Raw genomic sequence first — 15,132 nt, forward strand, 5'->3', positions numbered from 1 at the left:
GCATCGTCAAGACGGCTGTCCTGACTGGACCTTGGCCTTAGCGGGATCTCTGCGAAATTTGCCAACACTCGATTTTCTGCGTCATCCCGGCGTACGCCGGGACCCATGGACACGGAACATCAACAGCCCGGACGCTCGCGGAAAGATGGGTCCCGGCGTCCGACGGGATGACGGAAGAGTTTTGCGGAGTCATGAAGCAGGATCCCGGATCGGGTCCGGGGTGATCGCGGTCATTCGGGCGTTCAGGCCGATACCGGGATCAGGGAGTGACGGTGCCTTCGTCGCCGCCGTCCCAGTAGCGGATTCGGTCGGCGTGGATACGGATCATGACGACGCCGGGCGTGTCGATGCCCTCGGGGAAATAGCGGTCGAGGTCGCTGGTCCAGTGTTCGGCGAAGGCGGCCTTGTCGTCGATCAGCGTCGCCCGCCCCTCCACCGCCACGAACAGCGGCGGGCCGCCCAGCATGCCGACCGCGCCGGTATAGCCGAGCAGCACCGTGTCGTCGGCACGGATGTCGGCGACCTTTCGCGAATCGTCATAGGCGAAGAAGTAGCTGTCGCCGCTAAACTCGACATCGCCGTTGTTGCTCATCGGCCGGGCGGTGAGCGCGCCATCGGCGGAGCGGGTGGTGAGCAGCGCGAAGTCCAGCTTCGCCATCTTCTTCGCGAGATCGTGCAGCGTCAGGTCGGCCATGGTCGTCTCCTGTCGGTCGGGCGGGTCAGCGACGGGCGCTGGCGATCAGCTTGCGCGCGATCTCGCGCACGGCCTCGTCGTCCTTGCTGTCGTCGTGCGCAGGATCGCCCAGATGGTCGAGGCTGGCGTCGAGGGTGTCGAGCAGGCCGGGATGGCGCGCCTCGACATATTCGATGACCTGAAAGAGCAGATGCTCGACCGCCATCTCGCGGCGGCGGGCCTGAACGGCGGTATCGTCGGGCGTCGGCATGTCGTCGGCTCCTGTCCGGTTGCCGCCAACGGTCCTGCGTGGCCCGCTGGCGGGGCAATTACAGTACGTTGCGCGGCATGGCGGGGTTCCGTCGGTGGACGGAACCCGTGGATCAGCCGGCGTGCTACCGAAGGCGGGCGGATCAGCCTGCCTCGATCGCCGCGCCGAGTTCGGCGGCGCGCGCGGTCTTCAGGGCGCCGCAGTGGCGGATCATCTCCAGCGCGCGATCGAACGGCAGGACGGCGGTGTTCTGCGCACGAAGCTTTCCGCCCAGAAGCCGGTCGATCCGCTGCGCCCTGGCGGCATCGCACTGGCCGGCGAAGATGCGGGGCAGCCGGCCAGACAGGAAGACACCGTTCGCGCCGCTGGCCAGCCCGTCGAAATCGGCGAGGACCCAGTCCTGGGCGAGGTCGGCGGTGCCCGGCGTCTCCGCCATCGTCACGATCGTGCCGACCCGCTCGGTCGGGCGCAGCCGGGCGTCCTTCGTATCGAGCAGCCAGCGCGCGACCTCCGGCCGACCGCTGCCCGCCGCCGCATCGAGTGCCGCGCTGCGGAAGGTGGAATCCTGACTGGTCACCGCGCGATCGATCAGCGTACGCGCCATCGGCAGCCCGTCCTCCTCGACGAGCAGGCCGAGCGCGATGCCCAGATAGGCCTGATCGAGCGCGCGGGGGTTGCCGGCGAGGTAAGCGCGGCCGGCCGCGACCAGCCGGGCGCGGACCGCCGTGTCGCGAGCCTCCGAAGCGACGAGACCGACCAGCCCCTGACGCAGCGCCTGCCGATCGGCAACATCGCCGGCATGGGCGCCCGCCGCCGGATCGAAACCCAGCCTGGCGAGGCGCGGTACATAGATCTTCGCCATCAGCGTGCGGTAAGCGGGCAGCGCGTCATCGCCGATCAGGCCGTGGGTGCGCATCTCCGCCAGCCGCTCGCCATTGCCGATCGCGGCGACCGGGTAGGGATTGTCCGCCATCGATCGGGCGGCATCGACCAGCCAGCGCGCCTGACCACGCCCGGCGCGGAAGGTGGCCCACAGGCTGTCGATCGTCGCCACCGCCTCGCCAGCGGGCAGGGTGGCACCGTTGGCGATCAGCGACTGCCAGTCGGCAGGGGCGAGATCAAAGCGGTAATAGCCGGTGCCGCCGACATTGGGGATGATCGCGCCGCCGCCGGGTGCGGCAACGGTCGCGATCGGCTGGTCTAGCAGGGTGCAGGTGCGCCCGGCCGCGCCGACCGCGCCGATGCAGACGGGCACCGTCCAGCGTTCGGGGCGCGGCTTGCTGCCCAGAAAGGCGTAGCGCGACTGGGTGAGCCGCAGCTTGCCGCCAACGCGGGCGACGTCAATCAGGGGAACGCCCTGTTGATCGACGAAGCTCTTCATCGCCGGCACGATGCGCGGATCGTTCGCGCCGTCCGCCAGATTGGCGAAGAATTGTTCCGAAGTCGCATTGCCGTAGGCATGACGCTGCATGTGCAGGCGGACGCCCGACCGGAATTTCTCATCACCCAGATAGGCGGCGATCATCGCCACCACCTGGCCGCCCTTGCCATAGGTGATGCCGTCGAACGCGCCGTCGATCTCGCCGTTGGTGGCGATCGGCTGGTGGATGGCGCGCCCGACCTCCAGCGAGTCCACGTCCATCGCCTCGAACCCCTCGGTCAGGGCGCCGACACCGATGTTCAGCTCGGGCCGCCATTCGTTGCCGATGCGGAAGCCCATCCAGTTGGCGAAGCTCTCGTTCAGCCACAGATCGTCCCACCAGGCGGGGGTGACGAGATCGCCGAACCACTGGTGCGACAGCTCGTGCGCGACGACCATGCCGAACGCCTGACGCCGGGCGACGGTGGCGCCGCCGTCCAGCAGCAGGATGTTGTCGGCATAGATGTCGGCGCCGGCATTCTCCATCGCGCCGGGCATGACCGGCGAGGCGATCTGGTCGAGCTTGGGGAAGGGGAAGCCCTGACCGAAATAGGATTCCAGTAGCGAGACGATGCGCGGCGTCTCCTGGTTGGCATAGGCGATCCGGTCCGCCTGGCCGCGGGTGGCGGCGGCGCCGAGGGGGAGCGGTGCGGCGCGCTGCGGCGTCGGCGGCACCTGCGTGGTGGCGTGCACGAACGGACCGGTGACCAGCGCGACGAGATAGGTCGGCAGCGGCTTGGTCGCCTCGAACACGTGGCGTTCCATTTTGCCGGCCTTCAGCACCTGCGTTTCCCGGGCGTTGCTGATCGTCTTCAGGCCGGGGCGGGTGGTGATCGAGATGGTGAAGGGCGTCTTGAAGCCCGGTTCGTCGAAGGACGGGAAGGCGGCGCGGGCGTCGATCGATTCGAACTGGGTCCAGCTGTACCAGTCCTCCCCTACCTTGACCCGGTACAGGCCCGACGGGCTGTCGCCGAACGCGCCCGAATAATCGAACGCCAGCGTCACCGCGCCGGCCGGCACGGTGGAGGCGAAATCGAGGCGGACGACGCCGGTCGTGTCGACCTGGGTCCAGGTCGCGCGGATCGGCTTGCCGGCGACCATCGCGACCGCGCGTGTCACCTTCAGGTCGCGGCCATGGAGATAGAGCGACCGGACCGGCGCCTTCACCACGGCATCGATCTCGTCATGGCCGGAGAAGCGGGGACGGGCGGGATCGATCGTCATGTCGATCCTGTAAGCGGTGGGCCGCGCCGCATCGGACAGCCGGCCGCGCGGCGCGGCCGGGTCGGTCGTCTGGGCGATCGCCGCGGTGGTGGACAGGAGCGACAGGCAGGCCGCGGACAGGAAGGCGCGCATCGATGATCCTCATTCGGTCAGGCGGGCGCGTTACCGCCGCCGCGACGCTTCAACAACACGCGCCGGGGGTGTTGGGGGAGTGTTCAGGGGGCGTCTGCCGCAGCGGGGGCCGGCAAATCCTAGTCCGGATCGTCGGCGAGCAGTCCGGCCGGCGTCGTCGCGCCGCGCTGTTCGGTCAGGATCTGCCAGCCGGTGATGAACAGCGCGCCGGCGAGCGGGCCGACGACGATGCCGCTGAGGCCGATCAGGTTGATTCCGCCCAGGGTGGTGACCAGCACCAGCCAGTCCGGAATCCCGGTATCGCGACCGACCAGGATCGGGCGGAGGATGTTGTCGGCTAGGCCGATCACCAGGATGCCGGACGCGATGACGACCACCGCCTGCCAGATCGCGCCGGTCGCGAGCAGATAGATGGCGACCGGCGCCCAGATGATCGCGGGCCCGACCGCCGGCAGCAGCGCGGCGATCGCCATCAACAGACCCCAGAGCAGCGCCGCGGGCAGGCCGACGATCCAGAAGGTGATGGCGCCCAGCGCACCCTGGACGATCGCCACCACTCCCGACCCCTTGATGGTCGCGCGCACGACGGCGACGAACTTCTGCGCCAGCCGATCGGCCACGTTCGCCTCCAGCGGCAGCGCACGGACGATCGCCGGGCCGATCCGGTCGCCGTCGCGCAGCAGGAAGTAGAGGACGTAGAGGCCGACGCCGAAGGCGAGCAGGAACGCCGCGGCATTGGCGCCGATCGAGAACGCCTGCTGCGCCAGCATGCTGGCGCTGCTGCTGACCGCCTCGGACAGGCGGGCCTGCGCCTGTTCGAAGCTGTCGAGCCCCGAACTGTCCAGCAACTGCTGCAACCGTCGTGGCAGAGCGTCGTGCATCTGCTGGAAATAGGCGGCGAAGTTGATCTGGCCGGACCGGATCTGCTGGTACACGCCGGCCGCCTGCTCGACGACGAGGCTGGCGACGATCATGGCCGGGATGACGACCGCGACGGTGATGATCAGGATCGTCACGGCAGCGGCCGCATTGCGCCGGTCGGGCCACCGCCGGAGCAGCCACCGGTACAGCGGCTGGAACAGCAACGCGCCCAGCGCGGCCCATAGCAGCGCGCCGATGAAGCTGGACACCACCAGCGTCAGGGCGACGGTGATGAGGAACAGGAAGAGGATCAGGCCGCCATTGTCGACCCGCGAGCGATCGATCGCCACGATCAGACCGTCGCGCCGGGCGAGGGAAGGAGCGCGCGGGCGGTGGCGTAGCAATCGTCGATATGGGCGTTGCCGGCCAGCTTCATCGCGCCGAAGCTGATCGTCGCAGCCGCCGCGGATCCGATCAGCGGCACGAAGCGCGCCATCGATCCGGCCGCCAGCCGCACGCCCATCCGGCGCAGCACCGCGATCACCATCCGCTTGGTCACGGCGCGACCGATGAAGGTGTTGCCCATGCTGGACGCGAGCACCAGCACCTGCTGGGCCCGCCCTGGCTCCATCTTGCGCACCTGTTCCTCGCGCAGGCCGAACCGCTCGCTGATGGCCGGCAACAGGTTGGTGAGGATGCCGATATCGGCGACGAGGTCGGCACCGGGCACCGGCACGACGGCGGCGCCGGCGGATACCAGCGCCCGCTTGGTGACCATGCGGCGGCAGTCGTCGCGCACGGCATCCAGTTCGGCCAGTGTGTGGATCATCCTTCGCCGGCCCTTTTCAATCGTTTTCGCTGCCCGCGATGCGGCAGGCGGGATGGGGAACGCCGAACCGGCCGCGACGATCCCTGACCGGCATGGGACGCGTCGATCGCGCGCATGACGAATTGTTCATGCGATGCTCACGGACGCGCAGGCGGGCCGGGCATAGAGGCAGCCGCCCGGCTTCAGCAACGCCGGCAGGGAGCCGCCGTGAGCAAGCCAATCTTCTTCGATCCCAGTGGCCGGCGCGGTGTGTGGGCGCGGCGCACCGTCGCCCTGCTGATCGCCACGATCATGCTGGCGGCGGTCGCGTTCGCCACCACGCTGGTGCTGACGCCGCGTGCGATCGGCCTGCCGCTGCCGTTCGCGCGGCGACACGGCGAGCTGTTCGCACCGCGCGTGGGCGGATCGGCGGCGCATCATCGATGGCTGCCGCGCCTGAGCGCGAACACGCCGCACACCCCGCTGACCATCGGCTTCTACGTACCCGGCGACGATGCCGGCATCGCCTCGTTGCGGCAGCATGTCGGCACGCTCGACTGGCTGGTGCCGGCGCTGGCCAACGTCCGCGGTGCGGGTGGGGTCGAGGTGACGCGGGATCCGCGGCTCGACCGGTTGCTGGCGACGACCCCACATGCGCCCAGGCTGCTGCCGATGGTCCAGAACCTGAACGGCGATCGATGGGACGGCGAGGCGATCGCCACGCTGATCGGGCATCGCACCAGCCGCCGATCGCTGATCGCGCAACTGGTGGCGATGGTGCAGAGCCGTCGCGATGCCGGGCTGGTGATGGATTTCGAGAACCTGCCCGCCGGTGCGCTGAACGGCTATGCCGCCTTTCTGGGCCAGCTTCATGCCGCCCTGCCGAAAGGGGCGACGCTGGCGGTGACGGCGCCGGCCGGCGACCCCGACTGGCCGCTCGCACGGCTGGCGCGCGCGACCGACCGGGTCATCCTGATGGCCTATGACGAGCATTGGGAGGGGGCGACCGCGGGGCCGATCGCGTCCCAGCCCTGGTTCCTGCGCGTCGTTGAGGATGCGGTCAGGCAAGTGGGACGCGATCGGCTGGTCGTGGCGCTGGGCAGCTACGCGTACGACTGGCACGGCGACGATGCCGATGCGCTGTCGATCGAGGAGGCGTGGCTGTCGGCACACGACAGCGGCGCGGCGATCGGGTTCGATCCGGCCAGCGGCAATGCCGGGTTCGCCTATACCGATGGTGGGGTCCGGCATCAGGTGTGGATGCTCGACGCGGCGACCAGCTGGAACCAGCTGGCGGCGATGCGGCGGCTGGGCCTGGACGATGTGGCGATGTGGCGGCTGGGCAGCGAGGATCCGGGGATGTGGGCGGATCTCGCGGCATTCCGCACGGCAGCGGGCATTCCGCGGCTGAACGTGCTGAAATCACCCCTGAACGTCGATGTCGAGGGCAGCGGCGAGATCCTGCGCATCACCGCCACGCCATCCGAGGGACAGCGGCAGATCGGGTTCGACCGCGAGGGCATCATCCGGCAGGAGGCGTACCGGTCGCTTCCGACTCCCTATGTCGTCCAGCGCGCCGGTGCGGTGGCGAAGACGGTGGCGCTGACGTTCGACGACGGCCCCGATCCTGACTGGACGCCGCCGATCCTGACGGAGCTGGAGAAGGCCGGCGTGCCCGCGACCTTCTTCGTCATCGGCGAAAACGCGCTGGCGCATCCGCAGCTGTTGCGCCGGATCGTCGCCGACGGCGACGAGATCGGCAACCACACCTACACCCATCCCAACCTGGCCGACACCGGCGCGCATACCACGCGGCTGGAGCTGAACGCGACGCAGCGCCTGATCGAGGCGTATACCGGCCGGTCGACCACCTTGTTCCGGGCGCCCTATTTCGGCGATGCGGAGCCGACGACCGCCGACGAGATCGGCCCGGCGATGATCGCGCAGGACCAGGGCTATACCGTCGTCGGCCTGCACGTCGATCCCAACGACTGGCAGCGGCCGGGCACCGATGCGATCGTGTCGCAGGTGATCGCGCAGGTGGAGGGGGCGACGGCGACGAACTCGGCCAACGTGATCCTGCTCCATGACGGCGGTGGCGACCGTGCGCAGACGGTGGCGGCCTTGCCGCGGATCATCGCGGGGCTGCGGGCGCGGGGCTATCGCTTCGCCACGGCATCGCAACTGGTCGGCGTTCCGCGCGCGGTGGCGATGCCGAAGGTGACGGGCAGCGACCTGCTGGCAGTAAGGACCGATGTCGCGGTGTTCATCGCGCTGGCGATCGTGGCGGCGATGCTGGCCTGGCTGTTCTACCTCGCCATCGCCCTGGGGATCGCGCGGGCGCTGCTGATGGCGGGCCTGGCATGGGTGCAGGCGCGGCGAGCCCGCCCCGACCCGCCGGTGCACACGCCGTCGGTGTCGGTCATCATCCCCGCCTATAACGAGGAGCGGGTGATCGCGGATTCGGTCGCACGGGTGCTGGCGAGCGACTATCAGGGGTTGCAGGTGATCGTCGCCGACGACGGGTCGAAGGATGGCACCAGCTCGATCGTGGCGGAGCGGTTCGGCGCCGATCCGCGCGTCACCCTGTTGACGCTGGTCAACGGCGGGAAGGCGGCGGCGCTCAACCGGGCGCTGTTGCAGGCGCGGGGCGAGATCGTGATCGCGCTGGACGCCGACACCCAGTTCGAGACGACGACGATTGCCCGTCTGGCACGCTGGTTCGTCGATCCGGCGCTGGGCGCGGTGGCCGGCGACGCGCGGGTCGGCAACCGCGTGAACCTGGTCACCCGGTGGCAGGCGGTGGAATATATCACCGCCCAGAATCTGGAACGCCGCGCACTGGCCGGGTTCGAGGCGATGACGGTGGTGCCGGGCGCGGTCGGCGCATGGCGGCGGGCGGCGCTGGACGCCGTCGGCGGCTATCCGGAAGATACGCTGGCCGAGGATCAGGACCTGACCATTGCGATCCAGCGGGCGGGCTGGCGCGTCACCTACGACCCGCACGCCGTCGCCTGGACCGAGGCGCCGGAGAGCTTCCGCGCGCTGGCCAGGCAGCGGTACCGCTGGGCGTTCGGGACGCTGCAATGCCTGTGGAAGCACCGTGCGATCATCCGGACGGGCCGGCCGGCGGGACTGGCACGGATCGGACTGCCGCAGGCGTGGCTGTTCCAGATCGCCTTCGCCGCGATTTCGCCGCTGATCGATCTGGCGCTGGTGCTGTCGATCGTCGGAACGTGGATCAGGGTCGCCCAGCATGGCTGGGCCCAGACCAGTGGCGATGTCAGCTGGATGGCGCTGTACTGGCTGGCGTTCACCGCGATCGACGTGGCGTGCGGGTGGATGGCGTACCGGCTGGACGGCAACCAGGCGCGATATCCGGCGCACCTGCTGGTCGCGCAGCGGCTGGTCTATCGGCAGATCATGTACTGGGTGGTGCTGCGCGCGATCGGCTCCGCGATCGGTGGCTGGATCGTCGGCTGGGGCAAACTGGAGCGGACCGGGAGCGTTACCGCAGCGGCCTGACGCACCGCCATGGCCGGACCAACCAGCAGCAGCGCCGGGTCGCGATCCCCCAACGTGCGGACCAGAAAGGACAGCGCGTCGAGCCGGCCATGGACCAGCCGCTCGCCCGGCAGCGACACGTTCACCGCGACCAGCACCGGCGTATCTGGCGCGAGACCGGCGGCGATCAGGTTGCGCGCGATCTCCGCCGCGGCGGCGCGACCCATGTAGAAGGCGAGCGTCGCCGACGAGCGCGCCAGCGTCGGCCAGTCGAGATCGAGCGCCTCGCCGGCGCGGGCATGGGCGGTGACCAGCGTCAGCGACCGGGCATCTGCGCGCAGCGTCAGCGACAGGGTGGCGGACGCGGCGGCGGCGCTGGCGGCGGTGATGCCGGGGCAGACGCGCACCGGGATGCCGTGGCGGCGACAGGCCTCGATCTCCTCGGTCGAGCGGCCGAAGACCGACGGATCGCCGCCCTTCAGCCGGACGACGCGGCGGCCGGCAAGCGCGGCGTCGACGATCATCGCGTCGATCGTGCGCTGATCCTTCGAATGACGGCCCGAGCGCTTGCCGACGCCGACCCGCTCGGTGCCGGCGGGGATCAGGTCGAGTATGCCGGGGCCGACCAGCGCATCGTGGAAGACGATGTCGGCGGCACCGATCAGCCGCTCGGCCCGGCGGGTCAGCAGGTCGGGATCGCCCGGCCCGGCACCGACGAGCCACACGGTGCCGGGATCGATGGAGGCCTGTTCAAGCGGCATGCGTCGATCCTTGCGCGAGGAGGCGGGACAGGGCGGGGCGGCAGGAGCCGCAATTGGTGCCGGCACCGATCGCCGCGCCGATCGCCGCGACATCGGCCGGGCGCTGCTCGGCGATGGTCGTCAGGATGGTCGACAGACCGATGTCGAAACAGGCGCACACGATCGGTCCGCGATCGACCTGCGCCCCCGGTGCGCGGCCGGCGAGGAGAGTGGGTGAGGCCTGAACCGCGGACAGCTGCGCGATCAGCCAGTCGCGCGGTGGCAGCGTGCCGTCGCGCGTGACGAACAGGGCGGCGACCAGTCGCTCGCCCAGCAGAATGGCGACCCGGCGGGTGCCGCGAGCGGTGTCGATCGCCTCCAGCCGGACGCCGGCGGGCAGGAGCGCGTCGAGCGCGGCCGGGTCACCGTCGTCGGCCAGTTCCCACAGCGTGCCGGCGGGAACCGCGACCCGCGTCGCCCACAGGCAGTCGGGCAGGGCAGCCGCCGCATCGCGCAGGATCGCGAAGCCGCGCCACGCCGTGGCGACGGGCAGGATCGCGGCCGGCGTCGACTTGAACCCTGGCTGCCCCGAGACAGGGTCGGCGAGCGGCCGCGGCAAAAGGCCGGTGCGCCCGCCGGTGGCAGTTCGGTCGGTCCAGTGGATCGGCACGAACAGCTCGCCCGGACGCTGCGTGTCGGCGACCCGCGCACGGTAGAGGCTGGCCCCCTGCGGCGTCGTCACCCGCGCCAGCGCGCCATCGGCGATGCCGAGGCGTTCGGCGTCGGCCGGATGTATCTCGACCAGCGGCTCTTCGCGGTGGCGAGCCAGCTTGGGCGACAGTCCCGTGCGCGTCATGCTGTGCCACTGGTCGCGGTAGCGACCGGTGTTCAGGGTCAGCGGCCAGTCCTTCAGCGGCGCCGCGAGCGGCTTCTGCGTGACGGGGACCAGCCGGGCGCGAGCGTCGGGAGTGGAGAAGCGGCCGTCGGCGAAGGGCGTTCCGCCCCAGCGGAACGGTGCCATCCGGTCATAGGCGGCATTGCCGGCGGCGGCGTGGCCGGGCAGCGCGAACAGGCGATTGCCGTCGTTCTGGTAGGTCGACAGCCGGCAGTGCTCCCGCCAGATCTCGGCCGGGCGATCATAGGCGAAGGCGGTCGGCCAGCCCATGCGGCGACCGACCTCCTTGACGATCCACCAGTCGGGTTTCGCCTGACCGGGCAGCGGGAACAAGGCACGCTGGCGGCTGATCGTCCGGTCGGAATTGGTGACCGTGCCGTCCTTCTCGCCCCAAACGGCGGCGGGCAGGCGGACATGGGCGTGGGTGCTGGTGTCGGTCGTCTCGACCACATCGCTCACCACGACGAAGGGGCAGCCGGCCAGCGCCTCGCGCACGCGGCCGGCATCGGGCATCGACACCGCCGGATTGGTCGCCATCACCCACAGCGCCTTGATCCTGCCCTGACCCAGCTCGCGGAACAGGTCGACCGCCTTCAGTCCCGGCTTCGTCGCCATGGCGGGCGCCGCCCAGAAGCGGCCGACGCGCGCCACGTTGTCGGGTGCGAAGTCCATGTGCGCCGCCAGCGTCGAGGCGAGGCCGCCGACCTCGCGACCGCCCATCGCATTGGGCTGGCCGGTGATTGAGAAGGGCGCTGCGCCCGGCTTGCCGATGCGGCCGGTGGCGAGGTGCAGGTTGGTGATCGCGTTGACCTGATCCGTGCCCGCGAGCGATTGGTTCACCCCCTGGCTGAACATGGTCACGGTACGCGGGGTGGCGGCGAACAGGTCGAGGAAGCGTCTGAGGTCGTCGGGCTGCACGTCGCAGACGCGGGCGGTTGACCACAGGTCGCTTCCCTCAACGACGGTGTTCCAGAAATCCTCGGGCACGACGACATGGCGGGCGAGGTAAGCGTCGTCGACGACGCCGGCGTCGCGGCACCAGGCGAGCAGGCCGTTCATCAGCGCCACGTCGGTGCCGGGCCGGATGGCTAGGTGCAGGTCCGCCTCGTCCGCGGTTTCGGTGCGACGCGGGTCGATGACGACCAGCTTCGTGCCGCGGGTGGCCCGTGCGGCCATGATCCGCTGATACACCACCGGGTGGCACCAGGCGGTGTTGCTGCCGACCAGCACGATCAGATCGGCGACGTCGAGGTCGTCGTAACTGGCGGGGACCACGTCCTCACCGAAGGCCCGGTTGTGGCCGGCGACCGCGCTGGACATGCACAGGCGCGAGTTGGTGTCGATGTTGCCCGAGCCGATAAAGCCCTTCATCAGCTTGTTGACGACATAATAGTCCTCGGTCAGCAGCTGGCCGGAGACGTAGAAGGCGACGCTATTGGGCCCGTACTGCGCGATCGTTTCGCGGAAGCGGCGGGCGACGAGGTCCAGCGCCTTGTCCCACGAGGCGCGGCGACGGCCGATCATGGGATGGAGGAGGCGGTTGTCGAGCCCCACCGTCTCGCCCAGGTGCGTGCCCTTCGAACACAGGCGGCCGGCATTGGCAGGGTGGTCGGGGTCGCCGGAGATCGTCACGTCGCGCGGACCGGTGACGGTCGCGAGGATGCCGCAGCCGACCCCGCAATAGGCGCAGGTGGTGCGGATCGCCATCATGCAGCGCGCTCCCGCATCGGTTGCCGTCGCCGTGAAGGCATCGGGTTACGGAGTGCCACTATGCCGCCGCCTTCAGTGTGGCCAGGCGGCAGATCAGGACGCGGCCGGCGGATATCTTCACGGGGATCACGGGCGTGCAGCCCTTGTCCTCGCCCAGCGCCTCGCCGGTGGTCAGCGAGATCCGCCAGTTGTGCAAGGGGCAGGCGACCGCGCCGCCATGGACGATGCCCTGCGACAGGCGGCCATGTTTGTGCGGGCAGCGGTCGAGGAGCGCGAAGACGCGGTTCTCGCCGGTGCGGAAGATCGCGATGTCGTCGCCGCCCGCCACCTGCACCGTGCGGCTGCCGCGGACCGGGATCTCGTCGAGCCAGCCGATGTCGAGCCATTCGCCGGTCATGCCAGCACCTCCTGCTTCGGGGTGAACACCGCCATCGGCGCGTGCTGTTCGCGGGCGTCGCCGGCGGCGCGGGCGGCCCAGGGATCGTCCTGCATGAAGGTCTGCGAGAACAGGAAGCGGGCGGCGAGCGCGTCGCGGCCGGCCGGATCGTCGGCGATCCGCGCGCGGACATGGTCGATGCCGACCCGCTCGATCCACGGGGCGGTGCGCTCCAGATAGCGCGCCTCCTCGCGGTACAGCTGGATGAAGGCGGCGCAATAATGCATCGCCTCCGCCTCGGTCGCGACCTTGCACAGGAAATCGGTGGCGCGGACCTTGATGCCGCCATTGCCGCCGACCGACAGCTCGTAGCCGCTGTCGACGCAGACGACGCCGAAGTCCTTGATCGTCGCCTCCGCGCAGTTGCGGGGACACCCGGATACCGCGATCTTGAACTTGTGGGGCATCCACGATCCCCAGGTCATCCGCTCCACCTTCACGCCCAGGCCGGTGGAGTCCTGCGTGCCGAACCGGCACCAGTCGCTGCCGACGCAGGTCTTCACCGTGCGCAGGCTCTTGCCGTACGCGTGGCCGCTGACCATGCCGGCGGCGTTCAGGTCGGCCCAGACGGCGGGCAGATCCTCCTTCCTGATGCCGAAGATGTCGAGCCGCTGGCCGCCGGTGACCTTCACCATCGGCGCGTCGAACTTCTCGACGACGTCGGCGATCGCGCGCAGCTCGCGCGGGTTGGTCAGGCCGCCCCACATGCGCGGGACCACCGAGTAGGTGCCGTCCTTCTGGATGTTGGCGTGCAGACGTTCGTTGACGAAGCGGCTCTGCTGGTCGTCGACATAGTCGCCGGGCAGGGCGCAGAGCAGATAGTAATTGAGCGCCGGGCGGCACGACGAGCAGCCGTCGGGCGTCGACCAGTGCAGCCGCTGCATCACTTCCGGGATCGATCGCATGCCCTGCACGACGATCTCTCGCCGTACGTCGTCGTGGCCGAAGCTGGTGCATCGGCACAGCGTCTTCGGTCCTGCATCGACCGCATCGTCGCCCAACGTCAGGGCGAGTAGGTTCTCGACGATGCCGGTGCACGAGCCACAGCTGGCCGACGCCTTGCACCCGGCGCGGACCGCGTCGAGGCTGTGGGCGCCGCCGTCGATGCAGGCGACGACCTTGCCCTTGGTGACGCCGTTGCAGCCGCAGATCTCCGCATCGGCAGAGAGCGCCGCAACGGCCGCCCTAGGGTCCGCGACGCCACCTCCCGCGGCGGCGAAAGCCTGGCCGAAGATGAGCGCGTCGCGGATTGCGGCGACGCTCTCTCCCTTGCGCAACAGGTCGAAATACCAGCTGCCATCGGCGGTGTCGCCGTAGAGGACGGCGCCGACGACGCGGTCGTCCTTCACCACCACCCGCTTGTAGATGCCGCGGCTGGCGTCGCGCAGGACGATGTCCTCGGCACCGTCGCCGCCGGAGAAGTCGCCCGCAGAAAAGACGTCGAGCCCGGCGACCTTGAGCTTGGTGGAGGTGGGCGCGGAGCGGTAGCCGCTGTGCGCGTCGGTCAGGCCGTCCGCCAGCGCGCGGCACATGTCCCAGAGGGGAGCGACCAGGCCATAGACCTGGCCGTCATGCTCGACGCACTCGCCGACCGCCAGCACGCGCGGGTCGCTGGTGACCATGTGGTCGTCGACGCGGATGCCGCGGCCGACATCCAGCCCGGCGGCGCGGGCCAGCGCGACCGACGGGCGGATGCCGACCGCCATGACGACGAGGTCGGCAGGGATCAGCGTGCCGTCCTTCAGCTGCACGCCCTCGACCCGGTCGGTGCCGGTGATCGCGGCGGTGTCGGCGCCGGTCAGGATGGTCTGGCCGCGCGCCTCCAGCGCCTGTTTCAGCAGCCAGCCGGCCGCCTCGTCGAGCTGGCGTTCCATCAGCGTCGGCATGATGTGGAGGACGGTGACCTTCATGCCGCGCAACGAGAGCCCGTGCGCCGCCTCCAGCCCGAGCAGGCCGCCGCCGATCACCACCGCGCTGCCGCCACGATCGGCGGCGGCGAGCATGTGCTCGACATCCTTCATGTCGCGGAACCCGATGACGCCGGGCAGGTCGCGGCCGGGGACCGGGATGATGAAGGGATCGGAGCCGGTCGCGATCAGCAGCCGGTCATACGCCATCGTGACGCCGCTTCTCGCCGTGACGGTACGCGCATCGCGATCGATCGCGATCACCGGGTCACCGCTGACCAGCGCGATGCCGTGGGCGTCGTACCAGTCGGCACCGTTGATGACGATCTCGTCGAAGGTCTTCTCGCCTGCCAGCACCGGCGACAGCATGATGCGGTTGTAGTTCACCAGCGGCTCGGCACCGAAGATGGCGATGCGGTAGCGGGCGGGGTCACGCGCCAGCAGCTCCTCGACCGCGCGGCACCCGGCCATGCCGTTGCCGATGACGATCAGGTGTTCGCGGGTGTCGCCCTGGGGCGGGCGGATCGGTCGATGTTCCATGGAATGTCCCG

General features: G+C 70.0%; 10 protein-coding genes. 1 reads left to right on the forward strand and 9 read right to left on the reverse strand.

What is annotated here, in order from left to right; all coding sequences use genetic code 11:
- Positions 1-259 precede the first annotated feature (259 nt).
- The 5 genes from ABC319_RS16635 to ABC319_RS16655 all read right to left on the reverse strand — a co-directional run bounded on the left by ABC319_RS16635 (position 260) and on the right by ABC319_RS16655 (position 5,410).
- Positions 260-694 (reverse strand): pyridoxamine 5'-phosphate oxidase family protein, encoded by a 435-nt coding sequence (locus ABC319_RS16635; protein ID WP_413071293.1) that lies wholly within the window; start codon positions 692-694, stop codon positions 260-262.
- 25 nt (positions 695-719) lie between these two features.
- Positions 720-944: a hypothetical protein gene (locus ABC319_RS16640; protein WP_413071294.1), complete on the reverse strand. Its 225-nt coding sequence runs from the start codon at positions 942-944 to the stop codon at positions 720-722.
- A 142-nt stretch (positions 945-1,086) separates the two neighbouring features.
- Entirely contained in the window at positions 1,087-3,720 is a 2,634-nt protein-coding gene (locus tag ABC319_RS16645) for a M1 family metallopeptidase (protein ID WP_413071295.1), read from the reverse strand.
- A 119-nt stretch (positions 3,721-3,839) separates the two neighbouring features.
- Positions 3,840-4,931: an AI-2E family transporter gene (locus tag ABC319_RS16650; RefSeq protein WP_413071296.1), complete on the reverse strand. Its 1,092-nt coding sequence runs from the start codon at positions 4,929-4,931 to the stop codon at positions 3,840-3,842.
- A 2-nt stretch (positions 4,932-4,933) separates the two neighbouring features.
- Complete coding sequence (locus ABC319_RS16655) at positions 4,934-5,410, reverse strand: hypothetical protein (RefSeq protein WP_413071297.1); 477 nt, start codon at positions 5,408-5,410, stop codon at positions 4,934-4,936.
- A 207-nt stretch (positions 5,411-5,617) separates the two neighbouring features.
- Here ABC319_RS16655 and ABC319_RS16660 point away from each other — a divergent pair, with 207 nt between their 5' ends.
- A complete protein-coding gene (locus ABC319_RS16660; protein ID WP_413071298.1) occupies positions 5,618-8,914 on the forward strand; it encodes a trifunctional glycoside hydrolase family 18/polysaccharide deacetylase/glycosyltransferase family 2 protein in 3,297 nt (1,098 codons plus the stop codon).
- On the opposite strand, the gene cobA is transcribed toward ABC319_RS16660, so the two are convergent.
- From cobA to nirB, 4 genes are read right to left on the reverse strand one after another with little or no spacing between them, the layout of a single operon-like run.
- Complete coding sequence (gene cobA / locus ABC319_RS16665; protein WP_413071299.1) at positions 8,800-9,654, reverse strand: uroporphyrinogen-III C-methyltransferase; 855 nt, start codon at positions 9,652-9,654, stop codon at positions 8,800-8,802. The genes ABC319_RS16660 and cobA overlap by 115 nt on opposite strands.
- Entirely contained in the window at positions 9,644-12,238 is a 2,595-nt protein-coding gene (locus tag ABC319_RS16670; protein WP_413071300.1) for a molybdopterin-dependent oxidoreductase, read from the reverse strand. The genes cobA and ABC319_RS16670 overlap by 11 nt, the downstream gene beginning before the upstream one ends.
- Before the next feature lie 58 nt (positions 12,239-12,296).
- Entirely contained in the window at positions 12,297-12,635 is a 339-nt protein-coding gene (gene nirD, locus ABC319_RS16675; RefSeq protein ID WP_413071301.1) for a nitrite reductase small subunit NirD, read from the reverse strand.
- Positions 12,632-15,121 (reverse strand): nitrite reductase large subunit NirB, encoded by a 2,490-nt coding sequence (nirB, locus tag ABC319_RS16680; protein WP_413071302.1) that lies wholly within the window; start codon positions 15,119-15,121, stop codon positions 12,632-12,634. Before nirB ends, nirD begins: the two co-directional genes overlap by 4 nt.
- Positions 15,122-15,132 lie beyond the last annotated feature (11 nt).

It is taken from the genome of Sphingomonas phoenicis (assembly GCF_047238005.1).
Classification (GTDB): domain Bacteria; phylum Pseudomonadota; class Alphaproteobacteria; order Sphingomonadales; family Sphingomonadaceae; genus Sphingomonas.

What these genes read in the sequence shown, in the direction of transcription:
- ABC319_RS16635 (WP_413071293.1), bottom strand. Translation starts at nt 694, where the DNA reads ATGGCCGACCTGACGCTGCACGATCTCGCGAAGAAGATGGCGAAGCTG.
- ABC319_RS16640 (WP_413071294.1), bottom strand. Translation starts at nt 944, where the DNA reads ATGCCGACGCCCGACGATACCGCCGTTCAGGCCCGCCGCCGCGAGATG.
- ABC319_RS16645 (WP_413071295.1), bottom strand. Translation starts at nt 3,720, where the DNA reads ATGCGCGCCTTCCTGTCCGCGGCCTGCCTGTCGCTCCTGTCCACCACC.
- ABC319_RS16655 (WP_413071297.1), bottom strand. Translation starts at nt 5,410, where the DNA reads ATGATCCACACACTGGCCGAACTGGATGCCGTGCGCGACGACTGCCGC.
- cobA (WP_413071299.1), bottom strand. Translation starts at nt 9,654, where the DNA reads ATGCCGCTTGAACAGGCCTCCATCGATCCCGGCACCGTGTGGCTCGTC.
- ABC319_RS16670 (WP_413071300.1), bottom strand. Translation starts at nt 12,238, where the DNA reads ATGATGGCGATCCGCACCACCTGCGCCTATTGCGGGGTCGGCTGCGGC.
- nirD (WP_413071301.1), bottom strand. Translation starts at nt 12,635, where the DNA reads ATGACCGGCGAATGGCTCGACATCGGCTGGCTCGACGAGATCCCGGTC.
- nirB (WP_413071302.1), bottom strand. Translation starts at nt 15,121, where the DNA reads ATGGAACATCGACCGATCCGCCCGCCCCAGGGCGACACCCGCGAACAC.